The organism is Lapillicoccus jejuensis (assembly GCF_006715055.1).
GTDB lineage: Bacteria > Actinomycetota > Actinomycetes > Actinomycetales > Dermatophilaceae > Lapillicoccus > Lapillicoccus jejuensis.
The window spans coordinates 1,152,293-1,172,265 of sequence record NZ_VFMN01000001.1; the positions used below are offsets into that span (position 1 = coordinate 1,152,293).

Below are 19,973 nucleotides of genomic sequence, written 5' to 3' on the forward strand. Positions count from 1 at the left end.
CTCGGACGAGGTCAGGGGGCCTTGATGCTCGGGGCGGTGCCCGCCCCGAAGGCCCAGCCCTCGACCGTGCCGGGGGTCGGGACCGAGCTGCCGGCGCCCTGGCTGCTGTAGCTCCAGGCCCCCTTGTGCGGGGCCTTCCAGTAGGACCAGTAGGCGTTCGCCGGGGGCGTGACGACGCAGGGGTCCTGCGCCTTGCTCGGCTTGTTGTTGATCCGGCAGACGAACGCCAGCCCGTAGCGCTGGGTCCCGGTCAGCGTGTAGCCGACGTCCTGGAGGGCCTTGAGCCCGGTCGTCGGGTGCGCGGTGTCGCACTTCTTCTGCACGCCGCCGCCGAAGGCGGTGAAGTCGACGACGACGGTGACGCCCGAGCAGGCCCAGGCCGCCTCGGCCGGCGCGGCCGGGACCGCGACGGCGAGGCCGGCGACCAGGCTGGTCCCGGCGACCAGCCCGGCCAGACGACGGCGGCCGCGCCGCGTCCGGGTGCTCACGACGCGCACGCGAAGGTCGGCTCGGCGGCGCGCTGCGACGCGGCGTCGAGGTGGCCGAAGGGCACGCCGGCGAGGCCGAGGATGCCCTGGACGGTGGCGCGGGTCGCCGTACCGGCGTCGAAGCCCGTGGCGTCGTAGGCGAGGGCGCCGCGCTCGTCGGCGGGCCCGGAGCAGGTCACCTGGACCGTCCTGAGCCAGGCGCGGGCCTTGTTCGCGGCGCCGCCGCGGCCGGCGCCCGCGAGCGCCTGCGCCGCCAGGCCGGTGGTGTTGGCGTTCTCCGGCCCACCGGCGGCCGCGAACCCGCCGTCGGCGCCCTGGTGGGCGACGAGCCAGCGCATGCCCGCCGCGGCGGCCGTCGACCGGCCGGTGGCGGCGAGGGCCTGGACGGCGAGCGCGGTCGCGTCCGGGTCGCTCGTGCAGGTGGTGGCGCCGAAGGACGAGGGGTAGCCGCCGTCGGCGCAGCGCGCGCCGGCGAGGAAGGAGACGGCGCTGCCGGGGGCGCCCTTCGCGGTGCGGGCCAGCGCGAGCAGGGCGTAGGACTGCCCGAAGGAGTTGCTGAAGTCGCCGTACTGCGAGCGGTCGGTGAACCGGCCGCTGGGGGCGAGCAGCCCGCGCAGCTGGGCGACGAGGTCGCGACCGCCGACGGCGGTCGGGTCGACGTGGCGGACCTCGGCGGTGAGCGCGAGCTTCGCGGTCGCGCCGGCGTACGCCTCGGTCGTGCCGTCGCCGGTGTAGGCGGCGACGTTGTCGGGGGTGCTCAGCCAGCCCCAGGCCCGCGCGGCGGGGGCCGCGTTCGTGCCGCTCGCGGCGAAGGCGAGCACGGCGTCGGCGGTGAGGCCCTGGTCGGGGTAGTCGGTGCCGCCGAAGGAGACGACGAGGTGGTCGCCGTCGACGAGCTGGTGACCGACCCAGGTGGCGGCCGCGGAGGCGCGGCCGGCGATGGCGAGCCCGGCGGCGGGGGACGCCGACGTGCCGGGCGCGCCGGGCGACGCGGCGGAGGCGGGGGCCGCGAGCGCGGCGCCCAGGGTGCCGGCCACGAGGGCGGCGAGGGCGCCCGCCGCGAGCGGGCGCCGGGTGGTGCGGGTGGTGAGGGGCACGGGGGGCCTTTCCGGGCCCGAGACGGCGGGGCCGGGTCCGGTCCACCCACGGGACCGCACGGGGCACCCGCCCCGCAGACCTCGACGGGGGTGGTGGTGACGCTGGAGGAGCGGCGCGGGCATCCGGACTCGCCCGCGACCGTCTCCGGCCGGGGCACACCGTTGCGGGTCAGTGCCGGAGTCCCACCGGCTTCCCCCACGACGAACCGTGTCGCAGTCTGGGGCACGACGCCCGGCCGGGTCAACGCGGGTGGGTCGAGCGCGGGTCGCGGACCCGTCCGGACCCGTCCTGGGGAGCGGAACCGCTGCCGCTCTGCCTACGATGAGTCGACCGTGCGGCCCTCCTGCCGCCCCGGCGGGTGCTTCACACACCGTGGCGCTCCAGCCCTCGCGAGAGGACACGTGGCCCAGGCATGACGTCAGACCCGGTGCAGACCGACCCCCTCGCCCTGCTCGTGGGACCGGCGGCCGACTACGTCGGGGCGGTGGACCGCGCGCTGGAGGAACAGCTCTCGCAGGTCGCGCTCATCCTCGATCGCGTCGCGGGGGCCGACGCCGGCCCGGACGCCCTGCCCGAGGGTGGGGCGGGCGACGACCTGCGGGTCGACGTCGTGGAGGAGCTGGGCACGCGGCTGCGCCACCACGGCAAGCGGCTGCGCCCGCTCTTCGCGCGCTGCGGCTGGGAGGTCGCCGGCGGGGACGAGGACACCTTCCCCGAGCTCGTCGACGTGGCCGCCGCGCTCGAGCTGCTGCAGCTCTTCGCCCTCGCGCAGGACGACGTCATGGACCGCAGCGCCGAGCGCCGCGGCCGCCCCACGCTGCACGTCGAGGCCGCCCGGCGCCACCGGGCGGCCGGGGGGCTGGGCGACCCCGTGCTCTTCGGCGACAGCGTCGCCGTCCTCGTCGCCGACCTCGCGCTCAGCGAGGCGACCCTGCTGGCGGCCTCGGTCGGCGGCGCGGTCACCGAGACCTGGCGGGTGATGGCGACCGAGCTCGTCGAGGGGCAGCTGCTCGACATCACCCACACCGCCTCGCGCCGCCGCGACGTCGCCACCTCGCGGCGGATGGCCCGGCTCAAGAGCGGCCGCTACACGATCACCCGGCCGCTGCAGCTCGGTGCCGCGGTCGCCGGCGCCGATGCCGAGCAGCTGGAGGCCCTGGGCCGCTGGGGCGACCTCGTCGGCGACGTCTTCGCGCTGCGCGACGACGTCCTCGGCGTCTGGGGCGACCCCGCGCGCACCGGCAAGCCCGCCGGCGAGGACCTCTCGTGCGGCAAGGCGACCGTGCTGCTGGTCTGGGCCCGCGAGATGGTCCCCGCCCACGAGCACCACCTGCTCGACGCGTGCGACGCCGGCGAGCTCGACGAGGTCGGGGTGCGCCGGCTCCGCCGCGCCATGGAGGACGCGGGGGTGCGCGAGCGCGCCGAGGCGCAGGTCACGGAGCTCGTCGCCCGCGCCGCCGACGACCTCACCGACCTGTGCGGCCCCGACGGCACGCACGCCACCCTGCGCTCCGCCCTCGATCTCGTCGCGTGGAGGACCCGTTGAACGTCGTCGTCGTCGGAGCCGGGCTGTCCGGTCTCGCCGCCGCTTGCCACCTGCGCGCCGACGGCCACGAGGTGACCGTCCTCGAGCGCGACCCCATCGTCGGCGGCCGCGCCGGGGTGATCGAGCGCGGCGGGTACCGCTTCGACACCGGGCCGGTCGTCATGACGATGCCCGAGCTGCTGCACCGCCCGCTGGCCGCGATCGGCGCCGACGGCGAGGCGCTCGTGCCGATGCGCCGGCTCGACCCGGCCTACCACGCGCACTACGCCGACGGCTCGCAGCTGCTCGTCCGGGGCGACATGGGTGACCTGCGCGAGGAGATCCGCCGGCTGAGCGGTGACCGGGACGCCGCGGGCTTCGACCGCTTCCTCGACTGGCTCCAGGCGCTCTACGACGTCGAGATGGACACCTTCATCGACCGCAACATCGACAGCCCGCTCGACCTCGTGCGCTCACCCCTGACCGCCCTGCGGCTGCTGCGGCTCGGCGGGCTGCGGGCGCTCGGACCGCGGGTCGGGTCCTTCTTCGAGGACGACCGGCTGGAGAAGATCTTCGGCTTCCAGGCCCTCTACGCCGGTGTCGCCCCCGCCGCCGCGCGCGCCGTCTTCGCCGTCATCACCTACATGGACACCGTCCGCGGCGTCTTCTACCCCGAGGGCGGCATGCACACCATCCCGCGCGGGATGGCGCAGGCGCTGCGCGATGCGGGCGTCGCGGTCGAGTGCGGCGTCGAGGTCACCGAGGTGCTGCGGCGCGGCGACGGCGCCGTGGCCGGGGTCGCGCTCGCCGACGGCACGCGGGTCGCCGCCGACGCGGTCGTCTGCACGGTCGACCTGCCGGTCGCCTACGCCCGGCTCCTGCCCACCGTCCCCGCCCGGCGCACCGTCCGCCGCGGCGACTACTCGCCGTCCGCGGTCGTCTGGCACGTCGGCGTCCGGGGCCGCGTCCCGGCCGGGACCGGGCACCACAACATCCACTTCGGCGCGCAGTGGGACGAGGCCTTCGAGGCGCTCATCGACCGCCAGGAGCTGATGCCCGACCCGTCGCGGCTCGTCACGGTCCCGTCGGTGACCGACCCGACCGCCGCCCCCGAGGGCTGCTCGACGCTCTACGTCCTCGAGCCGGTGCCGCACCGCGGGTCGTCGCTCGACTGGTCGCGCGAGGCGGGCCCGATGCGCGAGCGGCTGCTCGCCTTCCTGGAGGAGAAGGGCTACCCGACGGACATCGAGCAGGAGCAGCTCGTCACCCCCGACGACTGGCAGGACGCCGGGATGCACCTGGGGACGCCGTTCGCCCTGGCCCACACGTTCCGCCAGTCGGGGCCGTTCCGGCCGCACAACATCGACAAGCGGGTGCCGGGCCTGGTCTTCGCCGGGTCGGGGACGACCCCCGGCGTCGGGGTCCCGATGGTCCTCGTCAGCGGCCGGCTCGCCGCCGAGCGGGTGCGCCAGTACGCCGGCCCGGCCGCGCCGGCGCCGCGCCCGGCCGCCCCGGACGACCGTGCGGCGAGCGTGGGGGCGCGGTGAGCACCCTCGCCCCGCCGGCCCACCTCGAGTCCGGTTACGCCACGTGCGCCGGCCTGACCAAGCGCCACGGGACGACGTACTACTGGGGGGCGCGGCTGCTGCCGGCCGCCCAGCGCCGGCACGTCTTCGCCGTCTACGCGCTCGCGCGGCTGGCCGACGACCTCGTCGACGAGGCCGCCGGGCAGGAGCCGCACGAGCGGGCTGCGGCGCTGGACGCCTTCGAGCGCCGCTTCCGCGCGGCGGTCGACGAGGGCACCTCGGACGACCCGGTGCTGGCCGCCGTCGCGGCGTCGGTGCGCGAGTGCCGCATCCCCGACGAGGCCTTCACGCGGTTCTTCGACGCGATGCGCCGCGACCTCACGTGCGGCGAGTACGAGACGTGGGCCGACCTGCTCGGCTACATGGACGGCAGCGCCGCGGTCATCGGCGAGATGATGCTGCCGGTGCTCCGGCCGGACACCGAGGCCACGCAGCCGGCCCGCGCGCTCGGTCTCGCGTTCCAGCTCACCAACTTCCTGCGCGACGTCGCCGAGGACCTCGACCGCGGCCGGGTCTACGTCCCGCAGGAGGACCTGCGCCGCTTCGGGGCCGACCCGTGGGCGCGCACCGCGACGCCGGAGTGGAAGGCGTTGATGGCCTTCGAGATCGCCCGCAACCGCGACCTCTACCGCGAGGCGGACGACGGCTTGGCCGCGCTGCCGTCCGGCTCGCGCCGCTGCGTCGCGACCGCGCGGGTGCTCTACGCCCGGATCCTCGAGCGGATCGAGGCGGTCGACTACGACGTCTTCTCCGGCCGCGCCCGGGTGCCCACCCCGACCAAGGCGTCGCTGGCGGCGCGGATGCTGGTCGCCCGCGACCCCGAGCGGATCGTGCGGCGCGACAGGGCCGCCCGCTCGCTCCCCGTCACCTCACCCCTGACCACCGACCCCGAGGAGCAGACCACGTGACCACGCAGGACTGGGTGCTGGCCGACGCGTTCGACCGGGCCGCGCCCACCTACGACGCCATGGTCGCGCTCTCCCCGGGCTACCACCACCAGCTGCGTACCGCGGGGCTCGCGCTCGTCGACGCCATGGGCTCGGCCGCCGTGACCGCCGGCTCGACCCGGGTGGACGACGCACCGCACGTGCTCGACCTCGGCTGCGGCTCGGGCGCGAGCACGCAGGCGCTGCAACGGGCCTGGGCGTCGCGCCACCCCGGACGACCGCTGCGGGTCACCGGGGTCGACGCCTCCGCCGGCATGGTCGGCGAGGCCCACGACAAGCCCTGGCCGGCGACGACGTCGTTCGTCGTGCAGGACGCCGTCGGCTTCCTGCGCGACCTGCCGGACGGCTCGGTCGACGGCGTGCTCGGCGCCTACCTGCTGCGCAACGTCCCCGACCGGGCCGAGCTCGTCGCCGAGGTGGCGCGGGTGCTGGCGCCGGGGGCGCCGTTCGTCGTCCACGACTACTCGGTCGCCGGCAACCGGCGGGCCCGGGCGGTGTGGGCCGCCGTCTGCCACGGCGTGATCATCCCGCTCGCCGCGGTCAAGCGCTCCGACGTGCCGCTGCACCGCTACCTCTACACCAGCGTGCGCGACTTCGACTCCGTCGCGACCATCTGCCGGCGGCTGCAGGACGTCGGGCTCGTCGACGTGCGCCACCGCTCGTTCCCGGGCTGGCAGCGGCACGTCGTGCACACCGTCGTCGGCCGCCGGCCGCTGTGAGCCCGCTCCGCCACCGGGCGACGTACCGCCCGGGACGGGACCCGCGCGCCGTCTTCCACCCGGCCCCGCCGCCCGCTCACCCGGCCGAGGGGCAGGACGCCGCACGGCGGGTCGTCGTCGTCGGCGGGGGCATCGCCGGCATCTCCGCCGCCGTCGCGCTCGCCGAGCGCGGGGTCGACGTGACGGTGCTCGAGCGCGAGGCGCAGCTCGGTGGGCGGGTCCGTTCCTGGGACATCACCCTGCCCGACGGGTCGGCGTCGCGGATGAGCCGCGGCTTCCACGCGTTCTTCCGCCAGTACTACAACCTGCGCGCGCTGCTGCGCCGCGCCGACCCCACGCTGTCCGCGCTCCGACCGCTGGAGGACTACCCGCTGGCCCGCGCCGACGGCCCCGGCGACTCGTTCGCCGGCATCCCTCGCACGCCCCCGCTCAACCTCGCCGCGTTCGTCGCCCGCAGCCCCAGCTTCACCGCCGCCGACCTCGCCCGGGTCGACCTCGACCAGGCCCTCGGCCTGCTCGACCTGGAGTTCCCGCGCTCCTTCCACGACCTCGACGGGGTGAGCGCGTCGGAGGTCCTCGACCGGCTGCGCTTCCCCGCCGGCGCGCGCGACCTCGCCCTCGAGGTGTTCGCACGCAGCTTCTTCGCCGACCCGAAGGAGTTCTCCGGCGCCGAGCTGCTGGCGATGTTCCACCTCTACTTCGTCGGCTCCGCCGAGGGCCTGCTCTTCGACGTCCCCCGCGACGACTACGACCGCACCCTCTGGGCGCCGCTCGGCCGCTACCTGCACGAGCAGGGCGGGCGGGTGCGCGTCGGCGCGAGCGTCACCGGCGTCACCGAGGGCGACGACGGCGGCCTCCGGGTGCACGTGGGGGAGGAGACCCTCGAGGCCGACGCCGTCGTGCTCGCCCTCGACCCGCCGTCGCTGCGCGACGTCGTCGCCGCGTCGCCGGCCCTCGGCGACGCGGACTGGCGGGCCCGGGTCGGCGGCGTCCGCTCGGCCCCCGCCTTCGCCGTCGGGCGGCTCTGGCTCGACGGGCCCGTGCGCGGGGACCGCCCGCCGTTCCTCGGCACGAGCGGCTTCGGCCCGCTCGACAACGTCTCCGTCCTCGAGCGCTTCGAGGACCACGCCACGACGTGGTCGCGCGAGCACGGCGGCTCCGTCGTCGAGGTCCACGCCTACGCCCTCCCCGCGGGGTACGACGAGCCGCAGGTGCGCCGCGACCTGCTGGCCGCCCTGCACGCCGTCTACCCGGAGACGCGCGACCTCACGGCCGTCCACGAGGAGTGGCTGGTGAAGGCCGACTGCGTCCTCGTCGGCACCGAGGACTGGGGCTCGCGCCCCGGCGTCGCGACCCCCGACCCGCGGGTCGTCCTCGCCGGCGACGCCGTGCGCTGCGACCTGCCGGTCGCGCTGATGGAGCGCGCGGCGACGACCGGGGTGCAGGCGGCCGACCTCCTGCTCACCGGCTGGGGCCTGACCGGCCACGGCGTGTGGTCGGTGCCGATGGCGTCACCGCTGCGCGGGGTCACCGGCCCCGCCCGCCGCGGGGTGCGGGCCGCGCGACGGGTCCTCGGCTCTCAGTCGCGGGCCGCGGCCTCGCGCCGGCGCAGCAGGTAGCGCCGGGCGGCGTACTCGAGGTCGTCGGCCCACAGCTGGCGCTGCGAGGCCTTCATCCCCGGACGGACGAGCGGCGCGAGGGCGCGGGCGACCTGGAAGCCGCGCCGGCCGGAGGTCGCGACGACCGCCTCGGTCATCACCGTCGTCGCCCGGTGCGTCCCGGGCGCGGTCACCGGCGTCGCGTGCGTCTCGACGACGCTGCCCTCGCCCTCGCCCCCGGTGATCGTCATGACGACCGTGTGCGAGTCGGGGCAGGCGAACTCGGCGCGGACGGGCACCGCGAAGCGCTTCCCGAGCCGGTAGGCGACGTCGAGGACGAGCAGCTCGTCGCTCGACGCCTCGTCGTCCACGCTGAGGTCGCTGAACGCGTAGGGGTGCAGCCAGGCGCCGTGCCAGGGGTCGAGCCGGTTGGCGACGATGTCGCGCGGCTCGCAGCGGGCCACGAGCGAGACGACCGACGAGAGGGCGCTCGCTGCCTCCGGGCGGGCCGCGACGACGGGGCGCTCGGTCGGCTCGGCGCCCTCCTCGAGCGGGCCGACGCGCACCCAGACGAGCACGCCGTCGTCGTGCGCCGTGTAGGTCGCCCACCGCGGGCGGGTGTCCTTGCCGAGCGGCATGCCGTGCCAGCGGCACAGGACCTCGCCGCGCACGACGTCGCAGTCCGCCAGCAGCGCGCCGAGGTGCGGGCAGTGCCCGGGGCCGGCGAGCAGCGAGCCGTCCTCGTCGCGCCACAGCACGACCTCGCGGCCGGCGAGGGTGCGCACGAGCGTGCGCCCCGCGCGGACCTCCTCGGACGCGCCGGCGACGAGCCAGCCGTGGGTCGGCCGCGACATCGCGACGGCGACGGCCGCGTCGATCCGCGACGGCTTCGCGTCGCGCCACGTGCCCTCGAGCCGGTCCGGCGGGGTCTGGGGCATGAGGCGGACGGGGATGCGCTCGCGCGCCTCCCGCTGCAGGTCGGTGCGCCACAGGGCCATGCCTCCACGCTACGCGACGGGCCTCAGGCCCTCACCCGTGCGTACGACGGTGCTCGGCGCGCCAGGTCGTGTAGGCCTCGACCTGCTCGACGCCGTCCCACTGCTCCTTGAAGATCCGGGCCGACTCGGCCTTGGTCTCGTCCTGCGGGCCACGGGGCAGCTCGGCCCGGCCGTGCGCCCCGCTGACGCCGCGCCGGCCGGCCGGCACCGGGCCGTCGTACTTGCGCCCACCGGGGTGGTTCGCGTAGCGCCGGGCGCGGGTGAAGCCCATCTGGAGGAACTTGCGGGCCATGTCGGCTCCGACCAGGTCGCCGTCCGCGAGGTAGGTGTCGAAGGCCGCGCGCAGCGCGTCGGCCGAGGTGCGGGCCACGTCCGGCGTGCGGAAGCGCCACAGCGGCAGCAGCTCGCTCTTGTACGGCTCGACGGTGAGCACCCCCTGCTCGCCGCGGCCGACCCGGTAGGTCTCGGGGCGGGCGCGCGCGTCGCCGGCTCCGCCGCCGCCCGCCCCCTCGCCTCCCACGGGCCCATCCTCGCCCCTCGTTCCCCTCACGTCCCCCCGGCGACGGCCGATGACCCCGGCGGAGTCGGCCCTCCCCTCCCCCACCCGGTCGGCTCGGCCCCCGAGAACGTCCGGAGTCCCTCCATGCCCCTCCCCACCCGACGGCTGCTCGTCGCCCTGACCTCGCTCGTGCTGCTCGTCACCGGAGCCTCCGGTGCGGCGGCCGCGATCTACGGCCCGGACGTCTCCAGCTACCAGCACCCGAGCGGCTACAGCATCGGCTGGAGCTCGGCCAAGGCCAGCGGGAAGGCGACCTTCGGCTTCGTCAAGGCCACCGAGGGGACGGGCTACCGCAACCCGTGGTTCTCGACCGACTTCGCGAGCATGGCCTCCAACGGGATCATGCGCGGGGCGTACCACTTCGCGAACCCCGCGCAGAGCGCGTCGGCGCAGGCGTCGTACTTCGTCTCGGTGGTGGGCAGGCTCGACCGCGTCGGCGACCTGCCGCCGGTGCTCGACCTGGAGACGACGGGCGGGCTGAGCCCGACGTCCCTCGTCGCGTGGACGCAGACCTGGCTGCAGACGGTCCGCAACCTCACCGGGCGCACCCCGATGATCTACACCGGGCCCTACTTCTGGCAGTCGGCGATGGGCAACAGCCGGGCCTTCACCGGCTACCCGCTGTGGATCGCGTCGTACGGCGTCTCCTCGCCGCAGGTCCCGGGCGGGTGGCCGACGTGGACCTTCTGGCAGTACACCTCCTCGGCGTCGCTGTCCGGCGTGTCCGGCGCCGTCGACATGAACGTCTTCAACGGCACCATCGACCGGCTGCAGGCCCTCGCGAACTACAGCGCCACGCCCCCGGCGCCCCCGCTGCCGATCGGCCGGCTCGACGCCGTCACGTGGACCTCGTCCGCGCTGCAGGCCTCCGGCTGGGCGATCGACCCGACGACGAGCGCGCCGATCCGGGTGACCCTCGTCCTCGACGGGGCACCGTTCACCGCCCTCACCGCCTCCGCCTCCCGCCCCGACGTCGGCGCGGTCTTCCCGAGCGCCGGACCGAACCACGGGTACGTCGTCCCGTTCCGGGCCAACCCGGGACCGCACACGATCTGCGCGATGGCGACGGGCAGCAGCGGCAACCTCGCCGTCATCGGCTGCAAGAGCGTCACCGTCCCGGCCGCCGCCCCTGTCGGCACGCTGCAGAGCGCCACCTGGAACGGCACCGCGGTGACCGTCACCGGCTGGGCGCTGTCCCTCGGCACCACCTCCAGCGTGCCGGTCACCGTGACGGTCAACGGCCGGACGGCCGTGACGGCCGTCGCGTCGGTCTCGCGTCCGGACGTCGCCGCCGCCTACCCGGTCTTCGGCGCCGCGCACGGCTACCAGCTGACCTTCCCCGCGCCCTCCGGCGCCCAGCAGGTCTGCGTGACGGTCCCGGCCGTGGGCGGCTTCCCCGGCGGCCAGGTCGGCTGCCAGACGGTGGGCGTGCCGACGACCCCGCCGTTCGGCGGCGTGGACGCCGCGGGCTGGACCGGCCGGGCCCTCTCGGTCGCCGGCTGGGTGGCCGACCCGGCCGGCGCGACGTCGGTGCCGCTCAGCGTCACCGTCGACGGGGTCGCCGGCGGCAGCGGGGCCGCGAACGGGGCGGCGCCCGCGGCCGTCGCCGCGCAGTACCCGGCGTTCTCGTCGCTGCACTCCTACGCGACGCTGCTGCCCTCGCCCGCCGGCACCCACAACGTGTGCGTCACCGCGACGACGGTGATGGCCGCGCAGGTCGGCTGCCGTCAGGTGACCATCCCCTACACCCCCGCCGACGGTCGGCTGGACACCGCGACCTGGACGGGCAACGCCCTGTCCCTCACCGGCTGGGCCATCGACTGGTCCACGGCCGCGCCGACGACGGTCCGCCTGCTCGTCGACGGGAAGGTCGCCTCGACGCTCACCGCGTCCGGCAGCCGCCCCGACGTGGGCAAGGTCTTCCCCGCCAACGGCCCGCAGCACGGCTTCTCGGTCCTGCTGCCCGCCGCCGGCGGCACCCACCAGGTCTGCCTGCAGGCGACCGACCGCACCGCGGCGACCCTCGGCTGCCGCACCGTCGTCGTCCCCGCGAACCCGCCGATGGGCCGGGTCGACGGCGCGGTGTGGAACGGCTCGTCGCTCGACGTGCACGGCTGGGCGCTCAGCTTCGCCGCCGCGTCGCCGCTCCCGGTCTCCCTCCTGCTCGACGGCAAGGTCGCCCGGACGCTGACGGCGTCGGCCCTGCGCACCGACGTGGGCACCGTCTTCCCCGCCCAGGGGGCGAACCACGGCTACGTGACGACGCTCGCGGCGGCCCCCGGCCCGCACACCGTCTGCCTGACGACGCCGTACGGCTCGTCGTCGCTGACGCTGGCCTGCCGCGCGGTCGTCGTCCCCGCCAGCACGCCCGTCGGGCAGCTGGAGTCGGTCACGGTGGCCCCGGCCTCCACGACCACGGTGACGACCCGCACGGCGCGGGTCGTGGGCTGGGCGATCGACCCCGACGTGACCGCCCCGTCGTCGGTGTCGATCGCGGTCGACCGGGCCGCCCCGGTGACGGTGGTCGCGTCGGTCTCGCGGCCGGACGTCGCGACGCGCTACCCGGCGTACGGCGCCCTGCACGGGTTCGACTGGTCCACGACGCTCGGCCGGGGCACGCACACGGTGTGCGTCACGGCGCTCAACACGGGCGCGGGCACCACCGCCACGGCGCTCGGCTGCCGGACGGTCGTCGTCCCGTGACGGCGGCCTAGTCTCGCCGGGTGACCGGCACCCTCGACGACCTCCGCTCCGTCGAGCTGACCTTCCGCGTGACGTCGGGCCTGCGCCCGTACGTCGACGCCGAGGTCGGCGGCCTGCCCGTGCGGCTCATGGTCCACGCCAACGCGTCGTTCACGGCGATGGTCACCCACGACGTGGCCCGGCGCGCGGGCCTGGCACTCGGCCCGGCGGTGCGCGACGGGTACGGGATCAGCGCGGTCGGGCGCCTCGGCGGCCGAGGCCGGACGACGGCGACCGTCGCCGCCCTGCGGGTCGGCCCGGACGTCGCGCCGGACGTCGCGCTGGCCGTGTTCGACGTGCCGCAGGACCCGCCCGTCGACGGGATGCTCGGCCTCGGGTGGCTGCGCGAGCGCGCGGTGGCGGTGGACCTCGGCGCGGGGCGGCTGCGCTTCGGCGCCGGGCCGCCGGCGCCGGGGGCCCGGGTCGTGCCGATGGCCTGGGACGAGGAGTGGGGGGCGTACGTCGTCGCGACGACGGTCGACGGCCGTCCGGCGCGCTTCGTCGTGTCGACGGTGGCGGGGGTGGTCGTCGACGCCGTCGCCGCCGACCGGTTCGGCCTCGAGCGGGGACGGCCGCTCGGGGACGACGGCGGGCCGACGGGCACGGTCGTGGCGTCGTCCGCGGTGGCGGGCGGCTGGTCGGTGGGTCTCGGCGGGGCGTCGTACCCCGTCGCCGGAGGCAGCGTGATGGACCTCTACGCGTACGCCGAACAGGAGCGGCCCGAGCCCGGCCGGGCGGTGGACGGCTTCCTCGGATGCGACTTCCTGCTCACGTACCAGGCGGTCGTGGACGTCGCAGGCGAGCGGCTCGTGCTGCCCGCGTAACGCGGACGGCCCTCAGCGACCGGAGCGCTCGCGCTCCTCGCGCCGGCGCCGCGCCTCGGCGACCTTGGCGGCCCGCTCGCGGTCGAGGCGCTCGTGCGGGTCGCCCTGGCCGGAGAGCTGGGCCGGCCCGAAGAGGTGCATGACGACGTACCGGATCCGCCAACCCAGCCGGTAGGCCAGCGAGAGCCCCTCGTCGTCCTGCGCCACCTTGTCCTCCACCCGATCGCCGGCACCTGCGACCGGTCGCGCCGGTCGTGATCGTCCCGGCACCATCCTGTCAGCCGTCGGGCCCCCTGTGTCGTCCGGGGAGGCCTACGGTCGGTCGGTGACGACCGGGGAGACCGACCACGAGGTGACGGTCCCCGACGTCGTCGGCCTCGACGTGGACCTCGCCCGGCGCGTGGCGAGCGACGCGGGTCTCACGCTCGCGCAGCCCGACCCCGACGGACCGCCCCTGGGCGCGCTGACCTGGGAGCAGGGGTTCGTCGTCCAGACCCAGCGACCGGCACCCGGGACGCGGACCTGGCGTCACGACTCGCTCGTCATCACGTGGCGGCGCCCCGGTGGTGGTGACCCGTCGGGCGTGCGCGAGCCGCGCCGGCCCGGGCCGCACCACCTGGACGCGCAGGCCGCGCCGCCGGGGTGAGACTGGTCCGGTGGGAGTCACGCGCGAGGACGTCGTCGAGGCCGGCCGCCGGATCGAGGGGCACGTGCGCCGTACGCCGGTGCTGGGTCCCGGTGCGGGGGACGTCGCCTGGTTCAAGCTCGAGCTGCTCCAGCACTGCGGCGTCTTCAAGACGCGCGGCGCCTTCAACCGCCAGCTGGTCGGCCTCGAGCGCGGCGAGATCGGACCGGCCGGGATCGTCATCGCCTCCGGCGGCAACGCCGGTCTCGCGCAGGCCTTCGCCGCCCGCGCGCTCGGCGTCCGGGCGACGGTCGTCGTCCCGGAGTCCGCACCCGCGGTGAAGGTCGAGCGGATCGAGGCGTACGGCGCCCGGGTGCGTCGCGCCGGGGCCGAGTACGCGGCGGCGTACGTCGCCTCGCTGGAGATCGCCGAGGCGACCGGCGCGGTGGTGGTGCACGCCTACGACCAGCCGGAGGTCGTCGCGGGCGCCGGCACGCTGGCCGAGGAGCTGCTCGAGGACGTGCCCGACCTCGACACGATCGTCGTCGCCGTCGGTGGTGGTGGCCTGTACGCCGGTGTCGCGGCCGCCGCCCGCGGCCGGGCCCGGGTCGTCGCCGTCGAGCCCGAGCGGTGCCCGACCCTCGCGAGCGCGCTGGGCGCCGGCGAGCCCGTCGACGTCGCCGTGGGCGGCGTCGCGGCGGACTCCCTGGGGGCGCGCCGCCTGGGCGGGCTGGCCTTCGCGGCCGCGCAGGAGGAACGGCCGGTGTCGGTGCTCGTCACCGACGAGGAGATCGTCGCGGCGCGTGACAGGCTCTGGCGCGAGCTGCGGGTCCCGTCCGAGCACGGCGCGGCCGCCGCGTACGCCGCGCTGACGTCGGGTCGCTACGTCCCCGCCGACGGCGAGCGGGTTGCCGTCGTCGTCTGCGGCGCGAACACCGACCTGCGGACCCTCGCCTGAGGGACCCCGTACGGCGTCCGGAGGGTCACTCCCCGCGGCCCTCCCAGGTCGTCAGGCAGGCGCGGTTGCCCTCCGGGTCGGCGAGGACCCAGAACGCCGGCGCGCGGCCGTCGTCGACGACGGTCCCGCCGGCGGCGACGGCCGCGGCGATGCGGTCCTGCACGACCTCGGGCGCGATCCGCAGGTCGAGGTGCCACCGCTGGCGCGGCGTCGCGTGCGGGTCGGTGGGCTGGAACCAGACCGTCGGGATCCGCCCGGTCGCCTCCTGCAGCTGCAGCTCCCCCGACGCCTCGACGACCTCGGCGTCGAGCAGCGCGGCCCAGAACGGCCGGACCCGCGACGCGTCGACGGCGTCGAGGGCGAGCTCGAGGACGCTCAGCCGGTCGGGCCTGGCCGCGGCGCCCGCCTCGTGGGCGAGGGCGCTCACCCTCCGGGCCAGGGCGACGTCGCGCGCGGTCACGCCACCGGCGTCGTGGCTGTGCAGCCGGACGTCCAGGCGCCCGTAGGCCAGGTCGAGGGCAGGGTGGTGCGCGGCCTCCTCCGCGGCCGCGGCGACGGCCGCGACGAGGCGGGCCCCCGCCGCGAAGTCGCCGGTGTCGTAGCTGGCGTGCAGCCGGTCGAAGAGCATGCGCCAGTCGGGGAGGTCCGCGGCCTCGACGTCGCGGGCGGTGAGGACTGTCTCGCGGGACTCGTCGGTCATCTCCTCAGACTGCCGTACGGCGAGTTGTCAAGCAGATCGTCGGTCAGGGTGTCGAGAAGTCTGAATTGTCTATTCGGGCGAATCCTGCTGTGCAACAGCGGGATTGGCGTGCAACAGCCGGGTAGGGCTGTCGGTGGTCGCGTCTAGCGTGGGGGCATGGACGAGGACCTGACCCCGGAGCGCGGCGCGGCGGACGCCGCGGCTGCTGGTGCGGGGTCTTGGCGTCGGGTCGGGGACGTCCTGGGTGAGGCGGAGCGGTGGTCGGCGGGGTTCGGGAAGCAGCGTGACGGCGTCGCCCCTGGTGATCGGGGTGATCTCGGAGCCGAGCGGCTGCTGACCGACGCGACCGCCGTGGCGGTGGCGCACCTGCGAGCGGCAGCGGACTCGACGTCGACGTCGCAGGGGTGCCGGCTGTCCACCGGTCAGGTCCTCGCCGGGTTCGCGGACATCGGGGAGGCGCGGGCGCGGTTGGAGGTGCTCGAGCAGGTCCTGCTCGGGGAGGTCCTCTCGCGCGGCCTGGCCGCGGAGGCGGGATTCTCGGTGCCAGACTACCTGAGGCAGGCGCTGGGGGCGCGGGCGCCGCTGCCGGAGGTGAACGTGGTCGCGGCCGCGGTGCAGGTCGCGCGGGCCACCGCGGTCCTCGCGGACGGCTGCGAGCTTGGGGGCGCGTCCCGGGACCGGGTGCCCGGGGCGGACGTGGTGCGGGCGGCGATCTTCTCGACCGCGCTCCCGGTGGGGCGGGCCGCGCAGATCGTGCGGTTCGCCCAGCAGATCCAGCCCGTCGCGGACGAGGAGGACCTGACGACGTGGGTCGCCGGGTTCGTCGTCGGCGCCTCCGACGTGCTCCCCGAAGGGTCGACCGAAACGCGCGAGGCGGAGGCGCCGGGGGTGTCCCGCGGCGTGGACGCGAAGCTCCTGGCCCGGCACCTGCGCCAGGCCGCGCAGGTGGTCAAGCCGGCGAAGGACCTCGAGGACGACGAACGCCGCGCCCGGCTGGCGCGGGCGTTCACCCGCACCGACGGCGGCTGCTCCGCCTCCGGCCTCGCCTCCTACAAGCTGACCCTGGACGCCGAGGGCGCCGCGATCGTCGACGCCGCCGTCTCCGCCCTGTCCGCACCGCGCCGGTTGCAGGACGGCACCCTCGAACCGGGCGAGATGAGCGACCCCCGCTCGGCCGCGACCCGCCGCGCCGACGCCCTGCTCGACCTCGTCTCGCGCGCCGTCGCCGCCGGCGGAGGAGACCCTGGCGGCAGCAACGGTGGCGGCGCCAGCAGCAGCGGCAGCAGCGGCAGCGGCGGCGGCGGCTCGACCGATGGCCCGACCGGTGGGTCGACCAGCGGCACCACGGCTGCGCCGAAGGCGGATGCGGGTGCCGGGACGGGGGCTCATTCGGGCGCGGCTTCGGGCGCGGCTTCGTGGGCGGGCGCAGCGTTCGGGCCGCGGCCCGGGCTGAACGACAAGGCCCAGCTGCTCGTCACCATCGACCTCGAGGCCCTCACCGGCGCCCTCGACCGCGCCGGCATCACGAGCACCGGCGAGGTCCTGTCCCCCGCGACCGTGCGCCGCCTGGCCTGCGAAGCCGGGATCATCCCCGCCCTCCTCGGCACCGACGGACAGGTCCTCGACCTCGGCCGCACCAAGCGCCTCTTCACCCCCGCCCAGCGGCTGGTCGTGTGGCGACGCGACAAGCACTGCACCTACCCCGGCTGCACCGTCCCCGCCACCTGGTGCGACGTCCACCACGTCGACTGGTGGTCACGCGGCGGCACCACCGACCGCACCAACGCCGCCCTGCTCTGCCGACGCCACCATACCCACGTCCATCAGCACGACCTGCACGCCACCGTCACCCCCACCGGCGTCACCTGGCACGCCCCACCACCGACCCCACCACGACCGACACCCCCACTGCGTCGGTGAGAGGCGTGGCGCGCGGGTCGACCCCCGTCCGGTCAGGCCGAGGGGGGCGCCAGCCAGCCCGAGGTCGCGCCGAGGACCCTCGACCCGTCGAGGTCGGCGAGCGAGAGACCGACGAACTGGCGCGCGCTCTGCGACGTCTGCCAGCGGAACCGGTCCTCGTCGCTGGTCACCGCCTCGACGACGGCCCGCGCCGCGTCCTGCGGCGATTGCGCCGACGCGAAGGCGCCCGCGGTGCGGTCGAGATAGGCCTGCAGCAGGGCGTCGTACGGGCCGGGGTCGCTGTGCTGGACCGACCCGACGAACGACGACGCGACGGCGGCCGGCTCCACGATGCGCACCTGCACCCCGAACGGTGCGACGACCGGGGCGAGCGACTGCATGAGCCCCTCGACGGCGAACTTCGCCCCGCAGTAGGCGTCGGCGAACGGCTGCCCGACCGCGCCGCCGACGCTCGTCACGGTGACGACGCGACCACGTCCTCGCTCGCGCATCCCCGGGAGGACGAGGCGGGTGAGCCGCGCGACGGAGAGGTAGTTGGTCTCGAGCTGCGCCTGCAGGTCGGCGTCGGAGAGCTGCTCCAACGTGCCGACCGCGCCGCGGCCGGCGTTGTTGACCAGGACGTCGACCTCGCCCACGGCCGCGACGAGGGCTTCCGCCGCGGCGGAGTCCGTGACGTCGAGCGCGCGCACGTCGAGCGTGACCCCGGCCTCGTCCGCGGCGGCCCGCAGGTCGTCGGCGCGACCCACGTCGCGGACGGTCGCGACGACGTCGTACCCGGCCCCGGCCAGGCCGACGGCGGTGTGCAGCCCGATGCCGCTGGAGGTCCCGGTGACGATCGCGGTGCTCATGGGGCGAGTATGGCCCCGTGGAGGGTGGGAGCGGGAGCAGCGAGATCCGCCTGCGGATCTGGGGGACCTGGCCCCGGTGGCGTCGGGTCTGGGCCGTCGTCGGTGCCGTGGTGATCGTGGGCAACACCCTCCTGGGCCTCCTCACCCACGCACCGCGGGGCACGCTCGTCCTGCGCCTCGTCGTCCTCGCGGTGGCGCTGGGGCTGGCCGTGCACACCCGTCGGACCGTCGTCGTCACCCAGGACGACATCCGGGAGCCCGGGCGCCGACCCGTGCCGTGGAGCGAGGTCGCGCAGGTGCGGCGACCGACGGCGTTCAGCGACCAGGTGGTCCTGCGGATGACCTCCGGCCGCGAGCGTCAGGTCCAGCTCCCCGCCCGGCTGGCCCCGGACGTCGCGAGGCTGGGCGGCAAGGAGCTCTTCTGACTCCACCCGCCCGCCGTCGGCAGCGGCCCTCAGCGCCGGCGGGCGGGCGCCGGGAGCTCCTCGGCGATGAGCCGGACGGCGGCCCGCAGCCGGTCCGGCGGGTTCGCGGCGAACCCCAGCACGAGCCCGGGCGGGCCGTCGGCCCACCGGTGCGCCCCGAGGGTCGAGACCCGGACCCCGCGCTCCTCGAGGGCCTGCCGCACGGACTCCTCGTCGAGACCCCCCTCGGGCCAGGTCACGACGACGTGCACCCCGGCGCGGACCCCCGTGACCGTGCAGCCGGGCAGGGTGCGGGACAGCTCTTCGACGAGGGTGTCCCGGCGCAGCGCGAGCCGTCTGCGCTGTCGGCGCAGGTGACGCTCGTAGTCCCCCGACCCGAGCAGCCGCGCCAGGGTGAGCTGGTCGATCACGGGTGACCCGAGGTCGGCGTACCGGCGCGCGGCGACGACGTCCTCGCGCCACCGGTGGGGCACCACCATCCACCCGAGCCGCAGCCCGGGCGCGAGCGACTTCGACATGCTCCCCGTGTGCACGACCCGCTCCGGCGCCGACCGGTGCAGGGCGACCACCGGGGTGCGGTCGTAGCGCTGGTCCGCGTCGTAGTCGTCCTCGACGACGAGCAGGTCGTCCCGGTCCAGCCGGTCGAGCAGCCTGCGGCGCCGTTCGCCCGACAGCACCACCCCGGTCGGGAACTGGTGCGCCGGGGTGAGCAGGACGGCGGGGTCCTCGACCCGGTCCACCCGCAGGCCCTGCTCGTCCACGGGCACCGGGCGCGGTCGCATCCCCCAGTGCCGCAGCAGGTCCACCGCGTTCGGCGAGCCCGGGTCCTCTACCGCGATCCCCCGGCGGTCGGCGGCGACGAGCACCTGCGCCGTCACGGCGAGGGCCTGGGCCACGCCGGCCGTGACGACGACGGCGTCCGGCGAGACCCGCAGACCCCGGTGCCGCGCCAGCCAGGCGGCCAGCGCCGTCCGGAGCGCGAGGTGCCCGCGTGGGTCCCCGTACGCGAGGTCCGACGCGCTGGCCGCGGCCAGCGCCTCACGCTGGTGACGCAGCCACGCCGCCCGCGGGAACGCGTCGAGGTCGGGGCGGCTCGGGCTGAGGTCGAGGACGACGGGCGCCGGGGGCGCCGGCTCCGCGGGCGCGACGGGCGCCGGGTGCCGCCGCGCGACGACCGTCCCCGCCCCGGCGCGCGCGGTCGTCAGCCCCTCCTCGGCCAGCTGCCCGTACGCCTCCACCACCGCGCCCCGGCTGAGGCCGAGCTCGGCGGCCAGCTGCCGGCTCGGCGGCAGCGCCGTCCCCACCGGGAGGCGGCCGTCGGCCGTCGCCGCGCGGAGCCGGTCCGCGAGCCACACCGCCTTCCCCCCGCGGGGGGCCTCGGCCGCGTCGAGCTGGAGGAAGACCATTGGTCCA

19 protein-coding genes and 1 riboswitch are annotated in these 19,973 nt (G+C 76.4%); of the genes, 11 read left to right on the forward strand and 8 right to left on the reverse strand.

Annotated elements, in window-relative coordinates:
* Nucleotides 1-11 precede the first annotated feature (11 nt).
* Nucleotides 12-488 (reverse strand): hypothetical protein, encoded by a 477-nt coding sequence (locus FB458_RS05540; protein ID WP_141847469.1) that lies wholly within the window; start codon nt 486-488, stop codon nt 12-14.
* Complete coding sequence (locus FB458_RS22035) at nt 485-1,585, reverse strand: prenyltransferase/squalene oxidase repeat-containing protein (RefSeq protein ID WP_211355939.1); 1,101 nt, start codon at nt 1,583-1,585, stop codon at nt 485-487. The genes FB458_RS05540 and FB458_RS22035 overlap by 4 nt, the downstream gene beginning before the upstream one ends.
* 117 nt (nt 1,586-1,702) lie before the next feature.
* Nucleotides 1,703-1,782: riboswitch (cobalamin riboswitch) on the reverse strand.
* 216 nt (nt 1,783-1,998) lie between these two features.
* On the opposite strand from FB458_RS22035, the gene FB458_RS05550 reads away from it, so the two are divergent.
* Genes FB458_RS05550 through FB458_RS05570 form a run of 5 tightly spaced genes read left to right on the forward strand, consistent with a single transcriptional unit; the run spans nt 1,999 to nt 7,982 of the window.
* Nucleotides 1,999-3,132 carry a polyprenyl synthetase family protein gene (locus FB458_RS05550; RefSeq protein ID WP_141847471.1) on the forward strand — a complete coding sequence of 378 codons (1,134 nt, stop codon included), beginning with the start codon at nt 1,999-2,001 and terminating at the stop codon, nt 3,130-3,132.
* Nucleotides 3,117-4,658, forward strand: coding sequence for a phytoene desaturase family protein (crtI, locus tag FB458_RS05555; RefSeq protein WP_141847473.1), 1,542 nt, complete (start codon nt 3,117-3,119; stop codon nt 4,656-4,658). Before FB458_RS05550 ends, crtI begins: the two co-directional genes overlap by 16 nt.
* Nucleotides 4,655-5,605, forward strand: coding sequence for a phytoene/squalene synthase family protein (locus FB458_RS05560; RefSeq protein ID WP_141847475.1), 951 nt, complete (start codon nt 4,655-4,657; stop codon nt 5,603-5,605). The genes crtI and FB458_RS05560 overlap by 4 nt, the downstream gene beginning before the upstream one ends.
* Complete coding sequence (locus FB458_RS05565) at nt 5,602-6,363, forward strand: class I SAM-dependent methyltransferase (protein ID WP_141847477.1); 762 nt, start codon at nt 5,602-5,604, stop codon at nt 6,361-6,363. Before FB458_RS05560 ends, FB458_RS05565 begins: the two co-directional genes overlap by 4 nt.
* Nucleotides 6,360-7,982, forward strand: a complete 1,623-nt coding sequence (locus FB458_RS05570; RefSeq protein ID WP_141847479.1) for an FAD-dependent oxidoreductase — start codon at nt 6,360-6,362, stop codon at nt 7,980-7,982. The genes FB458_RS05565 and FB458_RS05570 overlap by 4 nt, the downstream gene beginning before the upstream one ends.
* Here the strand turns inward: FB458_RS05570 and FB458_RS05575 are convergent.
* Both FB458_RS05575 and FB458_RS05580 read right to left on the reverse strand, forming a co-directional pair.
* The gene (locus tag FB458_RS05575; protein ID WP_211355940.1) at nt 7,943-8,959 is read right to left on the reverse strand and encodes a DUF5914 domain-containing protein; all 1,017 of its coding nucleotides are present in this window, start codon (nt 8,957-8,959) and stop codon (nt 7,943-7,945) included. The two genes, FB458_RS05570 and FB458_RS05575, sit on opposite strands and share 40 nt — an antisense overlap.
* A gap of 31 nt (nt 8,960-8,990) precedes the next feature.
* The gene (locus FB458_RS05580; protein WP_141847481.1) at nt 8,991-9,479 is read right to left on the reverse strand and encodes a DUF4385 domain-containing protein; all 489 of its coding nucleotides are present in this window, start codon (nt 9,477-9,479) and stop codon (nt 8,991-8,993) included.
* A gap of 123 nt (nt 9,480-9,602) precedes the next feature.
* Here FB458_RS05580 and FB458_RS21565 point away from each other — a divergent pair, with 123 nt between their 5' ends.
* Nucleotides 9,603-12,221, forward strand: coding sequence for a glycoside hydrolase family 25 protein (locus FB458_RS21565; RefSeq protein WP_211355941.1), 2,619 nt, complete (start codon nt 9,603-9,605; stop codon nt 12,219-12,221).
* Nucleotides 12,222-12,241: 20 nt separating this feature from the next.
* A complete protein-coding gene (locus FB458_RS05590) occupies nt 12,242-13,084 on the forward strand; it encodes a retropepsin-like aspartic protease (protein WP_141847483.1) in 843 nt (280 codons plus the stop codon).
* A 12-nt stretch (nt 13,085-13,096) separates the two neighbouring features.
* On the opposite strand, the gene FB458_RS05595 is transcribed toward FB458_RS05590, so the two are convergent.
* Complete coding sequence (locus FB458_RS05595; RefSeq protein WP_246061083.1) at nt 13,097-13,303, reverse strand: hypothetical protein; 207 nt, start codon at nt 13,301-13,303, stop codon at nt 13,097-13,099.
* A gap of 106 nt (nt 13,304-13,409) precedes the next feature.
* On the opposite strand from FB458_RS05595, the gene FB458_RS05600 reads away from it, so the two are divergent.
* Both FB458_RS05600 and FB458_RS05605 read left to right on the forward strand, forming a co-directional pair.
* Nucleotides 13,410-13,730: a PASTA domain-containing protein gene (locus FB458_RS05600; protein ID WP_211355942.1), complete on the forward strand. Its 321-nt coding sequence runs from the start codon at nt 13,410-13,412 to the stop codon at nt 13,728-13,730.
* Between the two features lie 10 nt (nt 13,731-13,740).
* Nucleotides 13,741-14,667 (forward strand): threonine/serine dehydratase, encoded by a 927-nt coding sequence (locus tag FB458_RS05605; RefSeq protein ID WP_141847487.1) that lies wholly within the window; start codon nt 13,741-13,743, stop codon nt 14,665-14,667.
* Between the two features lie 25 nt (nt 14,668-14,692).
* Here the strand turns inward: FB458_RS05605 and FB458_RS05610 are convergent, their stop codons facing one another.
* Nucleotides 14,693-15,367, reverse strand: a complete 675-nt coding sequence (locus tag FB458_RS05610) for a VOC family protein (RefSeq protein ID WP_141847490.1) — start codon at nt 15,365-15,367, stop codon at nt 14,693-14,695.
* A 156-nt stretch (nt 15,368-15,523) separates the two neighbouring features.
* On the opposite strand from FB458_RS05610, the gene FB458_RS05615 reads away from it, so the two are divergent.
* Complete coding sequence (locus FB458_RS05615; protein WP_141847492.1) at nt 15,524-17,287, forward strand: HNH endonuclease signature motif containing protein; 1,764 nt, start codon at nt 15,524-15,526, stop codon at nt 17,285-17,287.
* 32 nt (nt 17,288-17,319) lie between these two features.
* Here FB458_RS05615 and FB458_RS05620 read toward each other — a convergent pair whose 3' ends face one another.
* Nucleotides 17,320-18,135 (reverse strand): SDR family NAD(P)-dependent oxidoreductase, encoded by an 816-nt coding sequence (locus FB458_RS05620; RefSeq protein ID WP_141847493.1) that lies wholly within the window; start codon nt 18,133-18,135, stop codon nt 17,320-17,322.
* Nucleotides 18,136-18,152: 17 nt separating this feature from the next.
* On the opposite strand from FB458_RS05620, the gene FB458_RS05625 reads away from it, so the two are divergent.
* Entirely contained in the window at nt 18,153-18,560 is a 408-nt protein-coding gene (locus tag FB458_RS05625) for a hypothetical protein (RefSeq protein WP_141847495.1), read from the forward strand.
* 29 nt (nt 18,561-18,589) lie between these two features.
* Here the strand turns inward: FB458_RS05625 and pdxR are convergent, their stop codons facing one another.
* On the reverse strand, nt 18,590-19,966 hold the full coding sequence (pdxR, locus tag FB458_RS05630) for a MocR-like pyridoxine biosynthesis transcription factor PdxR (RefSeq protein WP_141847497.1): 1,377 nt from the start codon (nt 19,964-19,966) through the stop codon (nt 18,590-18,592).
* Nucleotides 19,967-19,973: the final 7 nt, after the last annotated feature.

Bases quoted from the DNA above. Each gene is read 5' to 3' on its own strand.
- FB458_RS05550 (WP_141847471.1), top strand. From the start codon at position 1,999: ATGACGTCAGACCCGGTGCAGACCGACCCCCTCGCCCTGCTCGTGGGA.
- FB458_RS05575 (WP_211355940.1), bottom strand. From the start codon at position 8,959: ATGGCCCTGTGGCGCACCGACCTGCAGCGGGAGGCGCGCGAGCGCATC.
- FB458_RS21565 (WP_211355941.1), top strand. From the start codon at position 9,603: ATGCCCCTCCCCACCCGACGGCTGCTCGTCGCCCTGACCTCGCTCGTG.
- FB458_RS05610 (WP_141847490.1), bottom strand. From the start codon at position 15,367: ATGACCGACGAGTCCCGCGAGACAGTCCTCACCGCCCGCGACGTCGAG.
- FB458_RS05615 (WP_141847492.1), top strand. From the start codon at position 15,524: ATGGACGAGGACCTGACCCCGGAGCGCGGCGCGGCGGACGCCGCGGCT.
- FB458_RS05620 (WP_141847493.1), bottom strand. From the start codon at position 18,135: ATGAGCACCGCGATCGTCACCGGGACCTCCAGCGGCATCGGGCTGCAC.
- pdxR (WP_141847497.1), bottom strand. From the start codon at position 19,966: ATGGTCTTCCTCCAGCTCGACGCGGCCGAGGCCCCCCGCGGGGGGAAG.